The 20581-nt window shown below is 66.0% G+C and carries 18 protein-coding genes; 11 read left to right on the plus strand and 7 right to left on the minus strand.

Annotated elements, in window-relative coordinates:
- Positions 1-16 precede the first annotated feature (16 nt).
- From rodA to VAPA_RS04925, 4 genes are all read left to right on the plus strand, one after another.
- Positions 17-1171, plus strand: a complete 1155-nt coding sequence (gene rodA, locus VAPA_RS04910; protein ID WP_021005658.1) for a rod shape-determining protein RodA — start codon at positions 17-19, stop codon at positions 1169-1171.
- A 54-nt stretch (positions 1172-1225) separates the two neighbouring features.
- The gene (tldD, locus tag VAPA_RS04915) at positions 1226-2686 is read left to right on the plus strand and encodes a metalloprotease TldD (RefSeq protein WP_021005659.1); all 1461 of its coding nucleotides are present in this window, start codon (positions 1226-1228) and stop codon (positions 2684-2686) included.
- A gap of 47 nt (positions 2687-2733) precedes the next feature.
- Positions 2734-3270, plus strand: a complete 537-nt coding sequence (locus VAPA_RS04920; protein ID WP_021005660.1) for a hypothetical protein — start codon at positions 2734-2736, stop codon at positions 3268-3270.
- A gap of 225 nt (positions 3271-3495) precedes the next feature.
- Positions 3496-4614 (plus strand): 3-deoxy-7-phosphoheptulonate synthase, encoded by a 1119-nt coding sequence (locus VAPA_RS04925; RefSeq protein ID WP_021005661.1) that lies wholly within the window; start codon positions 3496-3498, stop codon positions 4612-4614.
- Here VAPA_RS04925 and VAPA_RS04930 read toward each other — a convergent pair.
- The gene (locus tag VAPA_RS04930; protein WP_021005662.1) at positions 4611-5120 is read right to left on the minus strand and encodes a cupin domain-containing protein; all 510 of its coding nucleotides are present in this window, start codon (positions 5118-5120) and stop codon (positions 4611-4613) included. The genes VAPA_RS04925 and VAPA_RS04930 overlap by 4 nt on opposite strands.
- Positions 5117-6529: a UDP-N-acetylmuramate:L-alanyl-gamma-D-glutamyl-meso-diaminopimelate ligase gene (gene mpl, locus VAPA_RS04935; protein ID WP_021005663.1), complete on the minus strand. Its 1413-nt coding sequence runs from the start codon at positions 6527-6529 to the stop codon at positions 5117-5119. Before mpl ends, VAPA_RS04930 begins: the two co-directional genes overlap by 4 nt.
- 102 nt (positions 6530-6631) lie before the next feature.
- Between mpl and VAPA_RS04940 the strand changes: the two genes are divergently transcribed.
- The 7 genes from VAPA_RS04940 to VAPA_RS04970 all read left to right on the plus strand — a co-directional run bounded on the left by VAPA_RS04940 (position 6632) and on the right by VAPA_RS04970 (position 13065).
- Positions 6632-7231: a hypothetical protein gene (locus tag VAPA_RS04940; RefSeq protein ID WP_021005664.1), complete on the plus strand. Its 600-nt coding sequence runs from the start codon at positions 6632-6634 to the stop codon at positions 7229-7231.
- The gene (locus VAPA_RS04945; RefSeq protein ID WP_021005665.1) at positions 7232-7777 is read left to right on the plus strand and encodes a TlpA family protein disulfide reductase; all 546 of its coding nucleotides are present in this window, start codon (positions 7232-7234) and stop codon (positions 7775-7777) included.
- 100 nt (positions 7778-7877) lie between these two features.
- The gene (gene accB, locus VAPA_RS04950; protein WP_021005666.1) at positions 7878-8339 is read left to right on the plus strand and encodes an acetyl-CoA carboxylase biotin carboxyl carrier protein; all 462 of its coding nucleotides are present in this window, start codon (positions 7878-7880) and stop codon (positions 8337-8339) included.
- 2 nt (positions 8340-8341) lie between these two features.
- Positions 8342-9691 (plus strand): acetyl-CoA carboxylase biotin carboxylase subunit, encoded by a 1350-nt coding sequence (accC, locus tag VAPA_RS04955; RefSeq protein WP_021005667.1) that lies wholly within the window; start codon positions 8342-8344, stop codon positions 9689-9691.
- Between the two features lie 114 nt (positions 9692-9805).
- Complete coding sequence (prmA, locus tag VAPA_RS04960; RefSeq protein ID WP_021005668.1) at positions 9806-10690, plus strand: 50S ribosomal protein L11 methyltransferase; 885 nt, start codon at positions 9806-9808, stop codon at positions 10688-10690.
- Between the two features lie 73 nt (positions 10691-10763).
- A complete protein-coding gene (locus VAPA_RS04965) occupies positions 10764-12104 on the plus strand; it encodes a zinc-ribbon and DUF3426 domain-containing protein (protein ID WP_021005669.1) in 1341 nt (446 codons plus the stop codon).
- Between the two features lie 58 nt (positions 12105-12162).
- A complete protein-coding gene (locus tag VAPA_RS04970) occupies positions 12163-13065 on the plus strand; it encodes a carbohydrate kinase family protein (RefSeq protein ID WP_021005670.1) in 903 nt (300 codons plus the stop codon).
- Positions 13066-13148: 83 nt separating this feature from the next.
- Here VAPA_RS04970 and VAPA_RS33760 read toward each other — a convergent pair whose 3' ends face one another.
- The 5 genes from VAPA_RS33760 to VAPA_RS04995 all read right to left on the minus strand — a co-directional run bounded on the left by VAPA_RS33760 (position 13149) and on the right by VAPA_RS04995 (position 20562).
- On the minus strand, positions 13149-13592 hold the full coding sequence (locus VAPA_RS33760) for a histone H1-like DNA-binding protein (RefSeq protein WP_021005671.1): 444 nt from the start codon (positions 13590-13592) through the stop codon (positions 13149-13151).
- Between the two features lie 196 nt (positions 13593-13788).
- Positions 13789-14961: a ribonucleotide-diphosphate reductase subunit beta gene (locus VAPA_RS04980; protein ID WP_021005672.1), complete on the minus strand. Its 1173-nt coding sequence runs from the start codon at positions 14959-14961 to the stop codon at positions 13789-13791.
- 178 nt (positions 14962-15139) lie between these two features.
- Positions 15140-18055, minus strand: coding sequence for a ribonucleoside-diphosphate reductase subunit alpha (locus VAPA_RS04985; protein WP_021005673.1), 2916 nt, complete (start codon positions 18053-18055; stop codon positions 15140-15142).
- A 349-nt stretch (positions 18056-18404) separates the two neighbouring features.
- Positions 18405-19022 (minus strand): 1,6-anhydro-N-acetylmuramyl-L-alanine amidase AmpD, encoded by a 618-nt coding sequence (gene ampD / locus VAPA_RS04990; RefSeq protein ID WP_021005674.1) that lies wholly within the window; start codon positions 19020-19022, stop codon positions 18405-18407.
- Complete coding sequence (locus VAPA_RS04995) at positions 19009-20562, minus strand: sigma-54-dependent transcriptional regulator (protein ID WP_021005675.1); 1554 nt, start codon at positions 20560-20562, stop codon at positions 19009-19011. Before VAPA_RS04995 ends, ampD begins: the two co-directional genes overlap by 14 nt.
- Positions 20563-20581: the final 19 nt, after the last annotated feature.

Below are 20581 nucleotides of genomic sequence, written 5' to 3' on the forward strand. Positions count from 1 at the left end.
CGGATAATCCGCCCCCATGTCCGCAGTGTTCAACCAGCCTTCCCTGGCGCGCCGGGTCGCACCCATCTTCCAGGGGTTCGACGGCTTTCTGGCCTTCGCCGTGCTGTTGCTGGTCTTTGCCGGGCTGTTGACCATGTATTCGTCGGGCTACGACCATGGCTCGCGCTTCGCCGACCACGGCCGCAACATGCTGCTGGCAGGCTTCATCATGTTCGTGGTGGCCCAGGTGCCGCCGCAGCGGCTGATGGTGGCCGCCGTGCCGCTCTATACGATGGGCGTGGCGCTGCTGGTGGCGGTGGCGCTGTTCGGCATCACCAAGAAGGGCGCGCAGCGCTGGATCAACGTGGGCGTGGTGATCCAGCCCAGCGAAATCCTCAAGATCGCAATGCCGCTGATGCTCGCCTGGTGGTTCCAGCGCCGCGAGGGCCAGCTGCGGCCGCTCGACTTCGTGGTGGCCACGGTGCTGCTGGCGGTGCCGGTCGGGCTCATCATGAAGCAGCCCGACCTGGGCACCTCGCTGCTGGTGCTGGCGGCCGGGCTGGCAGTGATCTTCTTTGCCGGGCTGCCCTGGAAGCTGATCGTGCCGCCGGTGGTGATCGGCGCCGTGGCGGTCACGCTGATCGTGGGCTTCGAGTCGCAGCTGTGCGCCGACGGCGTCGACTGGCGCGTGCTGCACGACTACCAGAAGCAGCGCGTGTGCACACTGCTCGACCCGAGCAAGGACCCGCTGGGCAAGGGCTTCCACATCATCCAGGGAATGATCGCCATCGGTTCGGGCGGAGTCGGCGGCAAGGGCTTCATGCAGGGCACGCAGACGCACCTCGAATTCATTCCCGAGCGCACCACCGACTTCATCTTCGCCGCCTATTCCGAGGAGTTCGGGCTCGTCGGCAACCTGGCGCTGATCGGGGCCTTCATCCTGCTGATCTTCCGCGGCCTGGCCATCGCCGCGACGGCGCAGACCCTGTTCTCGCGTCTGCTGGCGGGCGCGGTCACGATGATTTTCTTCACCTATGCCTTCGTCAACATGGGCATGGTGAGCGGCATCCTGCCGGTGGTGGGCGTGCCGCTGCCGTTCATCAGCTATGGCGGCACTGCCATGGTCACGCTGGGGCTGGGGCTGGGCATCCTGATGTCGATTGCCCGGGCCAGGAAGCTCGCCCAGAACTAGCGCTTAGTGCCCTTGGGCCCGGCACGGAAGAGGGCGGCTGCCTAGAATGGCGGAATGATCTCTCGCGAACCCACCATCGAGCGCCTCGCCACGGCGCAACAGCTCCTGCTCACGCCCTTCGGCCTCGACGAATCGCACCTGAGCAAGGCCCTGGCCGAGATCACCGCGCACAGGGTGGATGACGCCGATCTGTACTTCCAGTACACGCGCAGCGAGGGCTGGAGCCTCGAAGAGGGCATCGTCAAGACCGGCAGCTTCAGCATCGACCAGGGCGTCGGCGTGCGCGCGGTCAGCGGCGAGAAGACGGCCTTCGCCTATTCGGACGACATCTCCGAGGCTTCGCTGCTCGACGCGGCCCGCACGGTGCGCTCGATTTCCTCCGCAGGCCGCACCGGCCGCGTGAAGACCGCAACCCGCAAGATCGCCTCGAGCCGGTCGCTCTACAACGGCATCGACCCCATTTCCACCCTCGACAGCACGGCCAAGGTCAAGCTGCTCGAAAAGGTCGAGAAGCTGGCGCGTTCGCGTGACCCGCGCGTGGCGCAGGTCATGGCGGGCCTCGCGAGCGAATACGACGTGGTGCTGGTGGCGCGTGCCGACGGCACGCTGGCGGCCGATGTGCGCCCGCTGGTGCGCCTGTCGGTCACCGTGATCGCCGAGCAGAACGGCCGGCGCGAGGTCGGCTCCGGCGGCGGCGGCGGGCGCTTCGGCCTCGCCTACTTCAACGACGCGCAGATCGCCGAATACGTCGACCAGGCCGTGAAGGCCGCATTGACCAACCTCGATGCCCGTCCGGCGCCCGCCGGCGAGATGACCGTGGTGCTCGGTTCCGGCTGGCCCGGCATCCTGCTGCACGAAGCCATCGGCCACGGCCTGGAAGGCGACTTCAACCGCAAGGGCTCCAGCGCCTTCTCGGGCCGCATCGGCCAGCGCGTGGCGGCCAAGGGCGTGACGGTGCTCGACGACGGCACCATTGCCGACCGCCGCGGTTCGCTCAACGTCGACGACGAAGGCAACGCCAGCCAGCGCAACGTGCTCATCGAGGACGGCATCCTCAAGGGCTACATCCAGGATTCGCTCAACGCGCGCCTCATGAAGGTCAAGCCCACGGGCAACGGCCGCCGCGAGAGCTATGCCCACGTGCCGATGCCGCGCATGACCAACACCTACATGCTCGGCGGCGACAAGGACCCGAAGGAAATCGTGGCCAGCATCAAGAAGGGCCTCTATGCCACCAACTTCGGCGGCGGGCAGGTCGACATCACGAGCGGCAAGTTCGTGTTCTCGGCCAGCGAGGCTTTCTGGGTCGAGAACGGCAAGATCCAGTATCCCGTGAAGGGCGCGACCATCGTGGGCAACGGCCCCGATGCGCTCACCCGCGTGACCATGATGGGCAACGACATGGCGCTCGATTCGGGCGTGGGCACCTGCGGCAAGGAAGGCCAGAGCGTGCCGGTCGGCGTCGGCCAGCCCACCTTGCGGATCGATGGTTTGACCGTAGGCGGAACGGCCTGAGGGCTTGCTAAGCTCCGCTCCTCGATTTTTACAAAGAGGAGCATTCGATGAGGATCAGGATCAACTCGTCTGCGGCCCTGTGGGCCGTGACTGCCGCGGTGGCATTGTTGGCGACGGCGGGCTGCGCATCCCGCGGCGGTTCGGGCGGCGGCCAGCCCGCGGCGGCACCCGCTGCCGCGCCGGCGGCATCGGCCCGTGGCGGCGCCAAGGCCGGCATGGATGCCAAGGGCAATGTGATCGATTCCTCCAAGGTCGAAGCCGGCAGCGGGCGCACCGTCAAGGGCCTGAATGGCTACGAAGGCGAGATCACCGGCAATCCGGCGCGCAACAGCAGGTTCACCCGGCTGCAGATCGGCATGAGCGCCAGGCAGGTCACCGACCTTGCCGGCCCGCCGACCGACCAGGGCGCCTACGTGACGGGCAAGGCCTTCATCCCGTTCTATTTCGGCAGCGACCGCCATCGCTACGAGATGACCTACAAGGGCCAGGGCCGCCTGGTCTTCGCGGGCGGCGGCATGGGCGACTACTCCAGCGGCAACCTGATCTGGATCATTCACAACCCCAACGAATCCGGCTACCGTTGAGCCGTTCGTAGCCGGGCCTTTGCCCGGCCTTTTGTTTTCCGTGCTACATTTCGCCCACATGTCCGCCCTCCGCGCTTATTTCTTTGCCTACTTTTGGTTCCCGGTTTCCGGCGGACGAGAGGCGAGCGCGTAAAGCAAACGAACACCCTCCCAAAACCGCCGGCGCCTCGAGCCCCGGCGGTTTTTTTATGCCCTGACGATATCCACTCAAACAAGGAAAGCACCATGAGCACGAACACTGCCCCCGCCGGCGACAGCTGGTATGCGAGCGTCGAAAAAACCAGCAAGACCGACGACGAACGCATCAAGGACATCAACGTGCTGCCCCCTCCCGAACATCTGATCCGCTTCTTTCCGATTCGCGGCACGCCGGTCGAAACGCTGATCGAGGGCACCCGCCGCAACATCCACAACATCATGGCGGGCAAGGATGACCGGCTGCTGGTGGTCATGGGCCCCTGTTCGATCCACGACCCGGCCGCGGCGCTCGAATACGCCCGCCGCCTGAAGGTCGAGCGCGAAAAGTACGCCGGAACGCTCGAGATCGTGATGCGCGTGTACTTCGAGAAGCCGCGCACCACGGTCGGCTGGAAGGGCCTGATCAACGACCCGTACCTCGATGAGAGCTATCGCATCGACGAGGGCCTGCGCATGGCGCGCCAGCTGCTGATCGACATCAACCGGCTCGGGCTGCCGGCAGGCAGCGAGTTCCTCGACGTGATCTCGCCCCAGTACATCGGCGACCTGATCGCCTGGGGCGCCATCGGCGCGCGCACCACCGAAAGCCAGGTGCACCGCGAACTGGCCTCCGGCCTCTCGGCGCCCATCGGCTTCAAGAACGGCACCGACGGCAACATCCGCATCGCCACCGACGCCATCCAGGCGGCGGCGCGCGGCCACCACTTTCTCTCGGTGCACAAGAACGGCCAGGTCGCGATCGTGCAGACCAACGGCAACCGCGACTGCCACGTGATCCTGCGCGGCGGCAAGGCGCCGAACTACGACGCCGCCAGCGTCGAGGCCGCCTGCAAGGACCTCGAGGCCGCCAAGCTGCCCCCCACGCTGATGGTCGACTGCAGCCATGCCAACAGTTCCAAGCAGCACCAGAAGCAGATCGACGTGGCCAAGGACATCGCCAACCAGATCGCCGCGGGTTCGAACCGTGTCTTCGGCGTGATGGTCGAAAGCCACCTGCAGGCCGGCGCGCAGAAGTTCACGCCGGGCAAGGACCAGCTCTCGGGGCTCGAATACGGCAAGAGCATCACCGACGCCTGCCTGGGCTGGGACGATTCGGTGCAGGTGCTCGACACCCTGTCGCAGGCCGTGAAGCAGCGCCGGCGTTAAAGCATTGCGGCCAGTTCGGGCCAGTGGTGCCGCATCGCTGCGGCCTCATCGCTGTCCGGCGGCACCAGGGAAAAGTCGGCGAAATCGAAGCCCGGGCCGACCATGCAGGCGACCAGCGTGTAGTCGCCGCTGGTATGGCCCTGGATCGGGCGGGCGGCCTGCCACTGGCCGGCCGGCACCACGTGCTGGGGGCGCGTGCCGTGCGCATCGACCGGGCCCAGCCGCACATGGGCCGGCGCCGTGCGCAGCGCGGCGTCGCAGGTCCAGAGCGCCAGCGGCACGCCTTCGAGATGCACCCACACTTCGTCCGACAGCACCCGGTGCCAGCGCGAATGCTGCCCGGCCTCGAGCAGGAAGTAGATGCTGGTGAGCGCGCTGCGCGCAGCCCGGCCATCGGCGGGCAGGACGCTCGCTGCCGAGCGGAACACCTCGCCGTACCAGCCGCCCTCGGGGTGCGGTTGCAGCTTGAGGGCCTCGATCAGTTCGCGGGCGCGCATGGCCGTCATGGCGCGGCGGCCGCGCGCAGCGCCGCGAGCAGCTTCTCGTGCACCCCGCCGAAGCCGCCGTTGCTCATGCACACGATATGGTCGCCCGGCCGGGCCGCCGCCACGATCCGGGCGACCAGCGGCTCGATGGCACCGGCCACCTGCGCGCGCTTGCCCATGGGGGCCAGGGCTGCTGCGGCATCCCAGTCGAGCCCGGCCGTGTGGCAGAACGACAGTTCGGCCGACTCCAGGCTCCATGGCAGCTGCGCCGCCATGACGCCCAGTTTCATCGTGTTGCTGCGCGGCTCGAAGGCCGCGAGGATGCGCTCGCCTTGCCTGCCGGCCTCATCGAGCTTCTTGCGCAGCCCGTCGAGCGTGGTGCGGATGGCGGTGGGGTGGTGGGCGAAATCGTCATAGACAGTGATTGCGCCGCCGCTGCGTTCGACGGTGCCGCGCAGTTCCATCCGGCGGCGAACGTTTCTGAAGCTGCCCAGCGCACGCGCCGCATCGGCGGGCGCGACGCCCACATGCTCGGCCGCCGCGATGGCGGCCAGTGCATTCATCTGGTTGTGCAGGCCCGAGAGCGCCCACTCCACCCGGCCGACGGCTTCACCTTGGTGCAGCACATCGAAGGCATCGTGCGAACCGCGAGCCTGCCATCCGCTGTTCGGGCCGCCGGCGCCGAAGCGCGCGACCTCGCTCCAGCAGCCCTGGGCCAGCACGCGCTGCAGGCTTTCTTCCGTGGCATTCACCACCAGCCGCCCGGTGCTGGGGACGGTGCGCACGAGATGATGGAACTGCCGTTCGATGGCGGCAAGGTCATCGAAGATGTCGGCGTGGTCGAATTCCAGATTGTTGAGGACCGCCGTGCGCGGGCGGTAGTGCACGAATTTGCTGCGCTTGTCGAAAAAGGCGGTGTCGTATTCGTCCGCCTCGATGACGAAGGCCGGGCCCTCGCCGAGCCGCGCCGAAACGCCGAAGTCGAGCGGAACCCCGCCGATCAGGAACCCCGGCGCCTTGCCGGCTTTCTCCAGCACCCAGGCCAGCATCGACGTGGTGGTCGTCTTGCCGTGGGTGCCGGCGACCGCCAGCACGTGGCGCCCGAGCAGCACGTGCTCGGCCAGCCATTGCGGGCCGCTGGTGTAGGGCTTGCCGGCGTCCAGGATGGCTTCCATCAGCGGAAACTTGGGGGTGCCGTCGGGCAGCCGGGCCCTCGAAACCACGTTGCCGACCACGAAAACGTCGGGTGAAAGCGCGAGCTGGTCCGCACCGAAGCCCTCGATCAGATCGATGCCGAGCGATCGAAGCTGGTCGCTCATGGGCGGGTACACGCCGGCGTCGCAGCCCGTGACCCGGTGGCCTGCCTCGCGCGCCAGGGCGGCCAATCCGCCCATGAACGTGCCGCAGATGCCAAGAATATGAATGTGCATCGGCCGATTCTAGGGAGGCGGCGAGCGGTGTTCGCGTCCCGGTCCTCGCCCTTTGTACCGATGTTTGTGCGAGGGGCGCCGTACTGCGGGCAAAATGTCTCGATGGACACGTCCACCAAGCACGAGATTGCCGCCGCAGCAGCCCGCCTCGTCGTCGAGGAGGGGCTGGAGTATGGTCCGGCCAAGCGCCGGGCGCAGCGGGACCTGGGCCTGTCGTCGCGCACGGCGCTGCCGAACAACGACGAGGTGGAGGCCGAGGTCCGCGACTACATCGCGCTCTATTGCGCCGACACCCAGCCGCAGGAGCTGCGTGCGCTGCGGCTGCTCGCGCTCGAATGGATGGAGCGCATGGCGGCGTTCCGCCCGCATGTGGGAGGCGCGGTCTGGCACGGCACCGCCACGCGGCTGTCAGACATTTATATTCAATTGTTCTGCGATGATTCCAAGTCGGCCGAGATCGCCCTGATCGATCACCACGTGGACTACGAGCCGCGGATGGTCACCGGTTTTCATGGCGAGCAGGTGGAAGCCCTGAGCGTTCACGCCGCAAGCCGTGCATTGGGCGAGGAAATCGGGGTGCACCTGCTGGTGTATGACCTCGACGACCTGCGCGGTGCGCTTCGGCCCGACGCCCAGGGGCGGGCGCCGCGTGGCGACCTGGCGGCGCTGCGCCGGCTGATCGAAAGTGAAAAGGACAAGTGAATGACTTCTTCGCCCACACGGCGAGGCCTCCTCTATGGCGGCGTGGCAGTCGCGGCCGCTGCGGCCGGCCTGGGCGGCGCGTGGTGGCGTGAGCGCAGCAGCGGCCCCAAGGGCGAAGTGCTGGACGCGAGCTTCTGGAGCCAGCGTTTCGAGCGGCCGGAGGGCGGTGAGCTGCTTCTTTCCGATTTGCGGGGCAAACCGCTGCTGCTCAATTTCTGGGCCACGTGGTGTCCCCCCTGCGTGGAAGAAATGCCGATGATCGATCGCTTCTTTCGCGAACATGGCGCGAACGGCTGGCAAGTGGTCGGTTTGGCGATCGATCAGCCCAGCGCAGTCCGTAAATTCCTGCAGAAGACGCCGGTCAGCTACCCCACCGGCCTGGCGGGCCTGCAGGGGACGGAACTGGTCAAGAACCTGGGCAACACGGGGGGCGGATTGCCTTTCACGCTGGTCCTCAATGGCGCAGGCGCGGTGGCGGCTCGTAAAATGGGCAAGCTCGAAGCGGCCGACCTGGACGCTTGGCGGCGTGAACTGGTTCACGGTTAGAATCAGATACACACTCGGCATTTAGCCGCCAATCGCTAAAAATCACCGATTTTTAGCCAAGTTACATCCTATTGACCGGCAAAGTCGGCACTGGAGCTCCATGGATCTGCGCAAACTCAAGACACTGATCGATTTGGTGTCGGAATCCAATATTTCCGAACTGGAAATCACCGAAACCGAAGGCAAGGTCCGCATCGTCAAGGGCGGTGGCGCTGCCCCGGTGCAGTATGTACAAACTGTGGCGGCAGCACCTGCCGCGGCTCCTGCTGCCGGAGCGCCGGCGGCACCCGCGCTTGCCAGCCCACCCGCGCCCGAAGCCGCGCCTGCCGGCCACGCCATCAAGTCGCCGATGGTGGGTACTTTCTACCGCTCGTCCAGCCCGGGCGCTCCGGCCTTCGTCGAAATCGGCAGCAAGGTCAACGAGGGCGACACGGTCTGCATCATCGAAGCGATGAAGATCCTCAACGAAATCGAAGCTGACAAGTCCGGCACGATCACCCAGATCCTCGGCGAAAACGGTCAGGCGGTCGAATACGGCCAGCCACTGTTCATCATCGAGTGACCATGTTCAAGAAGATCCTGGTTGCAAACCGGGGGGAAATCGCCCTCCGGATCCAGCGCGCCTGCAGCGAGCTCGGCATCAAGGCCGTGATGGTCTATTCCGAAGCGGACCGCGACGCGAAGTACGTCAAGCTCGCGCAGGAGGCCGTGTGCATCGGCCCGGCGCCGTCGTCGCTGAGCTATCTCAACATGCCGGCCATCATCTCGGCGGCCGAGGTGACCGACGCCGAGGCCATCCATCCCGGCTACGGCTTCCTGAGCGAGAACGCCAATTTCGCCGAACGCGTCGAGCAGAGCGGTTTCCAGTTCATCGGCCCGACGCCCGACAACATCCGCACCATGGGCGACAAGGTCTCGGCCAAGCAGGCCATGATCAAGGCCGGCGTGCCGTGCGTGCCGGGCTCCGAGGGCGAGCTCTCGGATGATGCTGCCACCAACAAGCGCATTGCCCGCGCCATCGGCTATCCGGTCATCATCAAGGCGGCAGGCGGCGGTGGTGGCCGCGGCATGCGCGTGGTGCACACCGAGGCCGCGCTGATCAATGCGATCCAGATGACCAAGGCGGAAGCCGGCGCGGCCTTCAACAATCCGGCCGTGTACATGGAGAAGTTCCTCCAGAACCCGCGCCATATTGAAATCCAGATCCTGGCCGACAAGCACAAGAACGCGGTCTATCTGGGCGAGCGCGACTGTTCCATGCAGCGGCGCCACCAGAAGGTGATCGAGGAATCGCCCGCACCCGGCATTCCGCGCAAGCTGATCGAGAAGATCGGCGAGCGTTGCGCCGCGGCCTGCAAGAAGATCGGCTACCGCGGCGCCGGCACCTTCGAGTTCCTCTACGAAAACGGCGAGTTCTATTTCATCGAGATGAACACGCGCGTCCAGGTGGAGCACCCGGTGACCGAGTTCACCACCGGCATCGACATCGTGAAGACGCAGATCATGGTGGCGGCCGGCGAGAAGCTGCCGTTCACGCAGCGCCAGATCGAGATGCGCGGCCACGCCATCGAGTGCCGCATCAACGCCGAAGACGCCTGGAAGTTCACGCCGTCGCCGGGCCGCATCACCATGTGGCACCCGCCGGGCGGTCCGGGGGTGCGCGTCGATTCGCATGCGTACACCAACTACTTCGTGCCGCCGAACTACGACTCGATGATCGGCAAGATCATCGTCTACGGCGACACGCGCGAGCAGGCCATGGCGCGCATGCGCACGGCGCTGAACGAAACCGTGATCGAAGGCATCCAGACCAACATCCCGCTTCACCGCGAGCTGATGGTCGATGCCAAGTTCATGAGCGGCGGCACCAACATCCATTACCTGGAAGAGTGGCTGGCGGCGCATAAACGATGAACACCCCCAGGCTGCGCGCACTTCGTGTCGCTTCGCCAGCCCCCTTGCAGGGGGCAGCACCAGAGGCCCGGCAAAGCCGGTTCCTCGGTGTTCCTGGCGAAGAGGGGCTTTGTCATGTTTGAACTTCGTCTCATGGCGCCGGAAGACCGGGTCGAAATGGTCAGCGACGCGCTCGACGCACTCGATGCGCTGAGCGTGTCGGTGGAAGACGCCGACGCGCAGACCGATGCCGAGCAGGCGCTGTTCGGTGAGCCCGGCATGCCGCCGCCCAAGGAAGGCTGGCAGCGTTCGCGCGTGATTGCGCTGTTTGCCGATGAAGCGCTTGCGAAAGAGGCGGCGTCGGTGCTCGCGCTGCAGGACTTCTTCGAAGGCTGCGCGGTGCTCGGCGTGGCGCCGGTGCCCGAGCAGGACTGGGTGCGGCTCACGCAATCGCAGTTCGCGCCGGTCGAGATCACGCCCGAATTCTGGATCGTGCCCACCTGGCATGAGCCGCCCGAGCAGGCAAGGCAGGTGATGCGGCTCGACCCGGGGCTTGCCTTTGGCACCGGCACCCATCCCACCACGCGCATGTGCCTGCGCTGGATCGCAAGGCAGGGTTCGTTCGCCGGCCAGCGCGTGCTCGACTACGGCTGCGGGTCCGGCATCCTGGCCATTGGCGCGGCGAAGTTCGGCGCGACCGACATCGATGCCGTCGACATCGACGAGGCGGCCGTTTCGTCGACCCGCCTCAACGCCGAAGCCAACGGCGTGCGCCTGAACGCCGGCCTGCCCGAAGCGGCCAGGGGCAGCTACGGCACCGTGCTGGCCAACATCCTGGCCACGCCGCTCAAGGTGCTTGCGCCATTGCTGCGCAGCCACGTGGCGCCCGGTGGATCGCTGGTGCTGGCCGGCATCCTCGAGCGCCAGGCCGACGAGCTGAAAGAGGCCTACGCGCCTTATGCCGCGCTCGAAGTCAGCGACAGCGAGGATGGCTGGATCCTCATGACGGCGCGCTGCTGAGGACGCACGCGCCTGCCGTTTCGCGTTTGATCCCACTGGCGCGGCGAGGGCCCAACCCTACAATCGCCCCGTCATGAGCCTCGTCACGCGCTGCCCCGCCTGTGCCACCACCTTCAAGGTGGTGCGCGACCAGCTTCGCATTTCGGATGGCTGGGTGCGCTGCGGGCGCTGCAGCCACGTGTTCGACGCCACGCTCGACCTGCACGAGGCGCCCGATGGCCCGCCGGCTGCGAGCGCTGCGTCTCCATCGGTATCGGCACCCGCCGCACCGATCGAGCCGTCCTCCTCCGATGCCACCGAGGACGCGGATTTCTTCGACGACGAACCCGAGCATCGCGAGCCGCCGGAGGCTGCCGCGCCTTCCGAGGCCGAGCCGGTGCCAGCACCAGAGCCCGAGCCTGCGTCAACACCTGCTCCCGCACCTGCGCCCACCTTCGCCTTGCCGGCGCACGGCATCGTCGCCGACGAGCTGTGGACCGACTTCGAGGCCAACGAGCCTGAATGGCGGCCGCCGGCGAGTTCGCTGCCGCCGTTTCCGAACATCGACCTGAATCTGGCGGCCCCGCCTTCGCCGCCGCCCCCGCCGCCTCCCTTGCCGGCCCTGCGCCTCAAGGCGCGGGAAATGACGGCCTCCGCCAGCGAAGAGGACGAAAAGCACGAGCCCGAGCAAGACCGCGATCAGGTGCAGATGCAAAAGGCGCTGCGCCGGGCCCGCATCAAGTCGGCCAAGATCGCAAGTGCCAAGGCGCGCGACGAGCGCGCTGCCGCAAAGGTGTCGGCCTCGATGGTGCGGGAGGCGAGCGAGCCCGAGCCGGGCTTGCGTCCTTCGCCCCTGCCATCGGTCCGCGACGATGCGGAAGATTCGGAGCGGCTTCCTTTCTCCGACAACAGCGAGAACGCAGGCCGCGGCATTGCGGGTTTCTGGCAGCGCCCTGGCGCACGGCGCGGGCTCTGGCTGCTGGCCGTGCTCGCCGTCCTGCTGCTCGTCGTGCAGGTCTTGCGCCACGAGCGCGATGGCATCGTCGCCCGCCAGCCGAACCTGCGTCCCGCGTTCGCTTCGCTGTGCCGTGTGGCTGGCTGCGAACTCACGGCGCTGCGGCAGATCGGCGACATCGTGATCGAGGGCGCGGCCTTCGCGCGCGAGAAAACCGGCAACAACGACTACCGGCTCAGCTTCACGCTGCGCAATGGCGCGGCCGTTCCTCTGGCCATGCCGGCCGTCGAGCTTTCGCTGCTCGACACGCAGGAACGCGCCGTGGTGCGCCGCGTGTTGATGGCCTCGGACTATGGCGCACCGGCGGTGCTTCCGGCGCGCTCCGATCAGGCCGCGTCATTGCCGCTGAGCTTGTCGGCAGCGGAGGCGGCTGCGCTGCCGCCCATCGCCGGCTACCGCGTCGAAGCGTTCTATCCTTAGGCCTGGCTCGCGCGCTCTTTTTCTCATCCATTCTCCATTCCTACCCAACGGCTCACCCATGGCAGCAGTGATTTGCGGTTCCCTCGCGTTCGACACCATCATGACCTTCGAGGGCCGGTTCGCCGACCAGATCCTTCCGGACCAGTTGCACATCCTCAATGTGTCGTTCCTGGTGCCGGGCCTGCGGCGCGACTTCGGCGGCTGTGCCGGCAACATCGCCTACAGCCTCAATGCGCTGGGCGGCGCCGCCTTGCCGATGGCCACCCTCGGCAGCGACGGCGCCGACTACCTCGAGCGCATGCGCGCGCTGGGCATCAGCACCGAGTTCGTGCGCCAGCTCGACGACACCTTCACCGCGCAGGCGATGATCATGAACGACGTCGACAACAACCAGATCACCGCGTTCCATCCCGGTGCGATGCAGCAGGCGCACCTCACGAAGGTTGCCGCGCGCGAAGACATCCGCGTCGGCATCATCGCGCCCGACGGCCGCGAGGCGATGCTGCAGCATGCGGAGCAGTTTGCCGCAGCCGGCATCCCGTTCGTGTTCGATCCGGGCCAGGGCCTGCCGATGTTCGACGGCGAGGCGCTCAAGCACTTCGTCGACCTGGCGAGCTGGGTCGTCGTCAACGACTACGAAGGAAAGATGCTGTCGCAGCGCACCGGCTGGAGCCTGGCCGAGATCTCCAGGCGCGTGCGCGGCCTGGTCGTCACGCTGGCGGCCGAAGGCTGCGAGGTCTGGATCGATGGCGAGCGCGAGCATGTGCCAGGCGTGACCCCGACCGCGGTGGTCGAGCCTACCGGTTGCGGCGATGCCTGGCGCGGCGCGCTGTTGTTCGGTCTGGAGAAGGAATGGCCGCTCGCGCAGTGCGCGGCACTCGGCAACCGCATCGGTGCGCTCAAGATCGCGCAGCGCGGGCCGCAGAACTACCAGATCGACCTGAAGGCGCTGGGCCTCTGAGCCGCCCGCTTGTAGGCGCCCATAAAAAAAACCCGGCACCGTGAGGTACCGGGTTTTTTTGCCGTCAAGGCCGCTGAGGAGACTCAGGGCTTGCTGGCCGTCGGAAACGGCCAGGCTGCCTGGGGGTTCAGCGTCGTTTGCGCAGCAGGAGCAGGCGCTACGGCAGCCTTGGCGGGAGCCTTCGCAGCCTTCTTCGCAGCAGGCTTCTTGGCGGCAGCGGCAGGCTTGGCAGCGGGCTTTTTCGCGGCTTTCTTGGCCGCAGCCTTTTTCGCAGGAGCCTTCTTGGCGGCAGCCTTCTTCGCAGGGGCCTTCTTGGCAGCGGCCTTCTTTGCCGGAGCTGCCTTCTTGGCGGCTACCTTCTTCGCAGGCGCCTTCTTGGCGGCTACCTTCTTCGCTGCGACCTTCTTGGCCGGAGCCTTCTTCGCAGCTACCTTCTTGGCGGGAGCCTTCTTAGCGGCCGCGACCTTCTTTGCCGGAGCCTTCTTTGCAGCGGCTTTCTTAGCCGGCGCTTTCTTTGCAGTTGCCATTTCTATTTCTCCTTGATCAAGTTGAAAAAATCAACCTATTGAAGCACTCCACGCACGTTGGTAGCGTGAAGCGATTCATGGCGTTGGAATCTGAGCTCCAGCACCATGAACACCTGAGCCCTCGTCCATGCCGCGCTCTTCGGCGCGATCGGTGGCAAGGGCAATTCTTGAATTCATTAATTCTTGTCGGAAAGATTCAATCCCAGGAGAGCGCGCCACCCGATTGGTACTCGATCACGCGGGTCTCGAAAAAGTTGCGCTCTTTCTTCAGGTCAATCATTTCGCTCATCCAGGGGAACGGGTTTTCCTCGTTCGGGAAGAGCGTTTCGAGGCCGATCTGCTGTGCACGCCGGTTGGCGATGTAGCGCAGGTAGCCCTTGAACATGGAGGCGTTCATGCCGAGCACGCCGCGCGGCATGGTGTCTTCGGCGTATTTGTACTCGAGCTCGACGGCCTTCATGAAGAGGGCCTTGATCTCGGCCTTGAACTCGTTGGTCCAGAGGCCGGGGTTCTCGAGCTTGAGCTGGTTGATCAGGTCGATGCCGAAATTGCAGTGCATCGACTCGTCGCGCAGGATGTACTGGTACTGCTCGGCGGCGCCGGTCATCTTGTTCTGACGGCCCAGCGCGAGGATCTGCGTGAAGCCGACGTAGAAGAAGAGACCTTCCATCAGGCAGGCGAACACGATCAGCGACTTGAGCAGCGTCTGGTCGGTTTCGTGCGTGCCGGTCTTGAAGAGCGGGTCGCTGATGGCGTCGATGAACGGGATCAGGAACTGGTCCTTCTCGCGGATCGAGGGCACTTCGTTGTAGGCGTTGAAGATCTCGCTCTCGTCCAGCCCGAGCGACTCGACGATGTACTGGTACGCGTGCGTGTGGATCGCTTCCTCGAACGCCTGGCGCAGCAGGAACTGGCGGCATTCGGGTGCCGTGATGTGGCGGTAGGTGCCCAGCACGATGTTGTTGGCGGCCAGCGAGTCGGCGGTCACGAAGAAGCCGAGGTTGCGCTTGACGATGCGGCGCTCGTCTTCGGTCAGGCCGTTCGGGTCTTTCCAGAGCGCGATGTCGCGCGTCATGTTCACTTCCTGCGGCATCCAGTGGTTGGCGCAGGTGGCGAGGTATTTTTCCCAGGCCCACTTGTACTTGAACGGCACCAGCTGGTTGACGTCGGTCTGGCCGTTGATGATGCGCTTGTCGGAAGCCTTGACGCGCTGCGCTGCGACGGGCGCCGCGGGCTGTGCAATCGACGAGGTCGGAGCGTCCACCGATCGGCCTGCGGGCAGGCCGCTGGTCGATGCGTGGTGTTGCTGCAATCCTTGTTGCATATCCTTTGATAAGGAGGGCTTGACTTCTTCGTCCCAGGTCAACATAGAAAAATCCAATGCTCAATTATCGGAGCAACGATGTGAGTTGCAAAGTGCTCGTTCACATCGCGCTCCATTTATGTGGTTGTTATGTTGCTCTCATGCATCGCGCGATGTCAGTCGATGCCGTGATCGACTGAGAGTTCGCGCGTCGTGCATGCACCTCTCTGACTTCACCGGCGCGTCATTGGCATGCTTCGCAAGTCGGATCGTCGACGCCGCAGAACGCGATGTCGGTGGCAGGCATCGCACTCATCTGCGCCTTCGCTGCGGCAGCCGCGGCTTCGAGTGCGCTCATGCCCGAAGAGGCATCGCTGCCCGACGACACCGCATTGAGGCGGCCCGATTGCACGGTGGATTTCTCGGCGTGCGTCGCGCTCTGCGTGCGCAGGTAGTAGGTGGTCTTCAAGCCGCGCAGCCATGCGAGCTTGTAGGTGTCGTCGAGCTTCTTGCCCGATGCGCCGGCCATGTAGATGTTGAGCGACTGCGCCTGGTCGATCCACTTCTGGCGGCGCGAGGCGGCTTCGACCAGCCAGGTGGTTTCGACTTCGAACGCGGTGGCGTAGAGCGCCTTCACATCCTGCGGCACGCGGTCGATCGGACGCAGCGAACCGTCGAAGTGCTTCAGGTCCATCACCATGACGTCGTCCCACAGGCCCAGGCGCTTCAGGTCGCGCACCAGGTAGTGGTTGATCACGGTGAATTCGCCCGACAGGTTCGACTTGACCGAGAGGTTGCCGAAGCAGGGCTCGATGGAAGCGTCGACGCCGATGATGTTCGAGATGGTCGCGGTCGGAGCGATGGCCACGCAGTTGGAATTGCGCATGCCGTCGGCCTTGATCTTCTGGCGCAGGGCGTCCCAGTCGAGCGTGGCCGAACGGTCGACCTCGACGTAGCCGCCGCGCGCCTTCTCGAGCAGGTCGAGCGTGTCGATCGGCAGGATGCCCTTGTCCCAGAGCGACCCCTTGTAGCTCGAGTACTTGCCGCGTTCGCGGGCCAGGTCGGTCGATGCCCAGTAGGCGTGGTAGCAGATGGCTTCCATCGACTCGTCGGCGAACTGCACGGCTTCCTGCGAGGCGTAGGGAATGCGCAGCTCGTAGAGTGCGTCCTGGAAGCCCATCAGGCCCAGGCCGACCGGACGGTGGCGCAGGTTCGAGTCGCGCGCCTTCTTCACGGCGTAGTAGTTGATGTCGATCACGTTGTCGAGCATGCGCATCGCCGTGGAGATCGTCTTCTTGAGCTTTTCCTGGTCGACCTTGCCGTCCTTCAGGTGCTGCAGCAGGTTCACCGAGCCGAGGTTGCAGACGGCCGTTTCGGTGTCGCTGGTGTTGAGCGTGATCTCGGTGCACAGGTTCGACGAGTGCACGACACCGGCGTGCTGCTGCGGCGAGCGCACGTTGCAGGCGTCCTTGAACGTGATCCACGGATGCCCGGTTTCGAACAGCATCGTGAGCATCTTGCGCCACAGGTCCGAGGCCTGGATGGTGCGCGCGGGCTTGATCTCGCCGCGCGCGGCCTTTTCTTCGTAGGCGGTGTAGGCCTTCTCGAAGTCGGCGCCGAACAGGTCGTGCAGGTCGGGCACGTTGGAGGGCGAGAACAGCGTCCAGGTGCCCTTTTCCATCACGCGGCGCATGAAGAGGTCGGGAATCCAGTTGGCCGTGTTCATGTCGTGCGTGCGGCGGCGGTCGTCGCCGGTGTTCTTGCGCAGCTCCAGGAACTCCTCGATGTCGAGGTGCCAGGTTTCGAGGTAGGTGCAGACGGCGCCCTTGCGCTTGCCGCCCTGGTTCACCGCCACGGCCGTGTCGTTGACCACCTTGAGGAACGGCACCACGCCCTGCGATTCGCCGTTGGTGCCCTTGATGTGGCTGCCCAGCGCGCGCACGCGGGTCCAGTCGTTGCCCAGGCCGCCCGCAAACTTCGAGAGCAGCGCGTTTTCCTTGATCGACTCGTAGATGCCGTCGAGGTCGTCGGGCACCGTGGTCAGGTAGCAGCTCGACAGCTGCGAGCGCAGCGTGCCGGCGTTGAAGAGGGTGGGCGTGCTCGACATGAAGTCGAAGGACGACAGCACTTCGTAGAACTCGATGGCGCGGGCTTCGCGGTCGATTTCGCCGAGCGACAGGCCCATGGCCACGCGCATGAAGAACGCCTGCGGCAGCTCGATGCGGGTCTTGCGCACGTGCAGGAAGTAGCGGTCGTACAGCGTTTGCAGGCCGAGGTAGTCGAACTGCAGGTCGCGCTCGGCCTTGAGCGCAGCGCCCAGGCGGGGCAGGTCGTACTGCAGCAGCTTCTCGTCGAGCAGCTCGTTCTCGACGCCCTTCTTGATGAACTGCGGAAAGTAGTCGGCGTAGGCGGTGGCGCGGTCGACCGGCATCACTTCGCGGCCGACGATCTCCTTGAAGATCGTGTGCAGCAGCAGGCGGGCGGTCGCGAAGGTGTAGTCGGGGTCTTTCTCGATCAGCGTGCGGGCCGCCAGGATCGAGGCCTTGTAGACCTCGTCGAGCGGCACGCCGTCGTACAGGTTGCGCATGGTCTCGGCGACGATCGGCGCGGCGGTGATGCTGTCGCCCAGGTTTTCGCAGGCCGATTCGATCAGGCCCTTGAGCTGGTTCAGGTCGAGCGCGACGCGTTCGCCGTTGTCCAGCACGTGCAGCGTCGGCGTGGCCGGCGCTTCCTGCTCGACCTGCTTGGAACGCTCCTGCGTGCGGCGCTCGCGGTAGAGCACGTAGGCGCGCGCGATTTCATGGTGCCCGCCGCGCATCAGGCCGAGTTCGACCTGGTCCTGCACGTCTTCGATGTGGAAGGTGCCGCCGCCCGGACGCGAGCGCACCATGGCGCGGATCACGCCTTGCGTGAGCGCGTCGACGGTTTCGCGCACGCTGGCCGAAGCCGCGCCCTGGGTGCCATGCACGGCCAGGAAGGCTTTCATCATCGCGATGGCGATCTTGTTGGGTTCGAAGGGAACCACGGCGCCGTTGCGGCGGATGATCTGGTAGTGCGCGAGGTTCTGTCCGGCGGGCGAGCCAGCGGTGTCGCGCTGCTGCTGCGTGGGCGTGGAGGGAACGGCACGCGAGGTCGATGGGGTGTTCAGGGCTGTTTGCATTCGCTTCCTCTCGGTTGGCAATTCTTGTTGGATGGCGACGCCTTGGTTGGGCGTCGCGCCGGCGTTGTTGACCGGACGGAGGACACTATATCTAGGGTCTGAGGGGTGTACAACCCACTAGATGTAGTGTTTTCCTGTGGATACAACCCTGCCGATTTTTCTTTCGGCCCGGGACACGGCCGTCGATGCCGCATGAATACTGGCCTATGTTGTCGCAACCCGCATGGGCCGTGGCTTGCAGGCCGATTTGGGCTTGCAGGGCGCATGGTTGCTGCGTACGGCGGTTGCAATTTTCTCATTGCTGCGCCGCGAGATCGGCGCATCGCGAGGCGCCGCGCGATTGAAAAAATTAGCGCTGCACCACCTGCGGAGGAAACATGTGTGGATTCCAGCCGAGGTGCCCGCGCAGCAATTGCCAATCGAAGCCGGCACCGGGGTCCTGCTTCCGGCCCGGTGCGATGTGCTCGTGGCCGGCGATGTGCGCGATGGCGTAGTGCTGCGCAATGGCGGGGCAGAGGCTGGCCAGCGTCTCGTACTGCGCCTCTTCGAACGGCTGGCCCTCCAGGCCTTCGAGCTCGATGCCGATGGAGTCGTCGTTGCAGTTCTCGCGGCCGCGCCACGACGACACGCCGGCATGCCAGGCGCGCTCGTCGCAGCTCACGAACTGCCAGAGTTCGCCGTTGCGCCGCACATAGAAATGCGAAGAAACCTCGAGGCCGCGAATCGATTGGAAGTAGGGATGCGCGTCCCAGTCGAGCTGGTTGGTGAAGAGCTGCTGCACCGCCTCGCCGCAGTATTCGCCGGGCGGCAGGCTGATGGAGTGCAGCACGATCAGGTCGGTCTGCGCGCCGGCGGGACGAGGTCCGAAATTCGGCGAGCGCAGCGCCTTGGCAAAGCGGTACCAGCCGGCGCGCCAGAGCCCGTCGTGGTTGCCCGGATTCGCCGCGGGGGCCTCAGTCGTCGGCATGGCTGGTGCTGGCACCTTCGTCGCCGCCGGGCGTGGTGATGCCCAGCCGCGCGATGCGGTAGCGGATCTGGCGCAGGCTCATGCCGAGCCGTGCGGCGGCGGCCGTTCGATTGAAGCCGCTTTCATGCAGCGCGCGCACGAGGATCTCGCGCTCCTGCTGATCGAGGTAGGCCTGCAGGTCGGAGGGAAGGGCGGGCGCCGGGGACTTGGGTTCCGCAACGGCCGCGGCGATCGCGGCGATCGGAGCGGGCGCCGGAGGCGCCTCGCTGCCGAGCGCCGAAGCAGAAGGCGCGGATGCGGCAATGGCCGTCTCGGCCGGCGCCGTGGCAGTGCCCGGCCCTGGCGCCATCAGGTCCAGATGCAGTTCGTCCCCGTCGTTGAGCGCCACTGCGCGGTGCAGCAGGTTTTCGAGTTCCCGCACGTTGCCGTCGAGCCGGTGCTGGGCAAGGCGGCGCAGCAGTTCGGCGGAAAGATGCGGCACCGGCAGCCCGCCGTCCTGCGCAATGCGCGCGAGCAGCGCGGCGCAAAGGGCGGGCAGGTCTTCGCGCCGCTCGCGCAGCGCAGGCACCGCAATCTCGATCACGTTGAGCCGGTAGAACAGGTCCTGCCGGAAGCGGCCGGCCAGGACTTCTGCGTGAAGATCCTTGTGCGTGGCGCTCACGATGCGCACGTCGACCGCGTCTTCCTGCGTCGAGCCGATGGAGCGCACGCTGCGCTCCTGGATCGCGCGCAGCAGCTTGGACTGCATCGCCAGCGGCAGGTCGCCGATTTCGTCGAGAAAAAGCGTGCCGCTGCGCGCGGCCTGGAAGTAGCCGTCGCGGTCTTGCGACGAGCCGGTGTAGGAGCCCTTGCGGGCGCCGAAGAACTCGGCTTCGAGCAGGTTCTCGGGAATGGCGCCGCAGTTGACCGCGACGAACGGACCTTCGCTGCGCTGGCTGCAGGCGTGCACGGCGCGCGCCACCAGTTCCTTGCCGGTGCCCGATTCGCCGCGCACCAGCACCGGCGCCATGCCGCGCGCGACCTTGGCAATGCGCGACTTGACCAGGCGCATCGGTTCCGAGTCGCCCACCAGCCGGTCGAGCGCAGCGACGCCGCTGCCTGGAACGGCGGCGGTGTCGGCGCGCGGCTGGCCCGCGGGCGCCGCCTGCCAGGCCTTGGCCGGCAGTGCCTGCTGCGCCTGCACCGCGGAAGCGACCACGGCGCGGAACTGCTTCAGGTCGACCGGCTTGGTCAGGTAGTCGAATGCGCCGGCCTTCAGCGCCTCGACCGCGTTCTCGGCGGAGCCGTAGGCCGTCATCACCACGCAGCGCTCGCTGCGCTGGTTCTTCTGGATGCGGTGGATGATTTCCATGCCCTGTCCATCGGGCAGCCGCATGTCGGTGATCACCGCATCGAATTGCCCGGCCTCCAGGTGCTGCCAGGCTTCCGAAACGCTACCGGCAGCCTCGACGCGATAGCCTTCGCGCAGCAGGGTCAGTTCGTACAGCGTGCGCAGGTCGGGTTCGTCGTCGATGACCAGGATGTTGGCCGGACGCTGCATGGGAGGATGGGGAGTGCTC

This window comes from Variovorax paradoxus B4 (genome assembly GCF_000463015.1).
GTDB classification, from domain to species: domain Bacteria; phylum Pseudomonadota; class Gammaproteobacteria; order Burkholderiales; family Burkholderiaceae_C; genus Variovorax; species Variovorax paradoxus_E.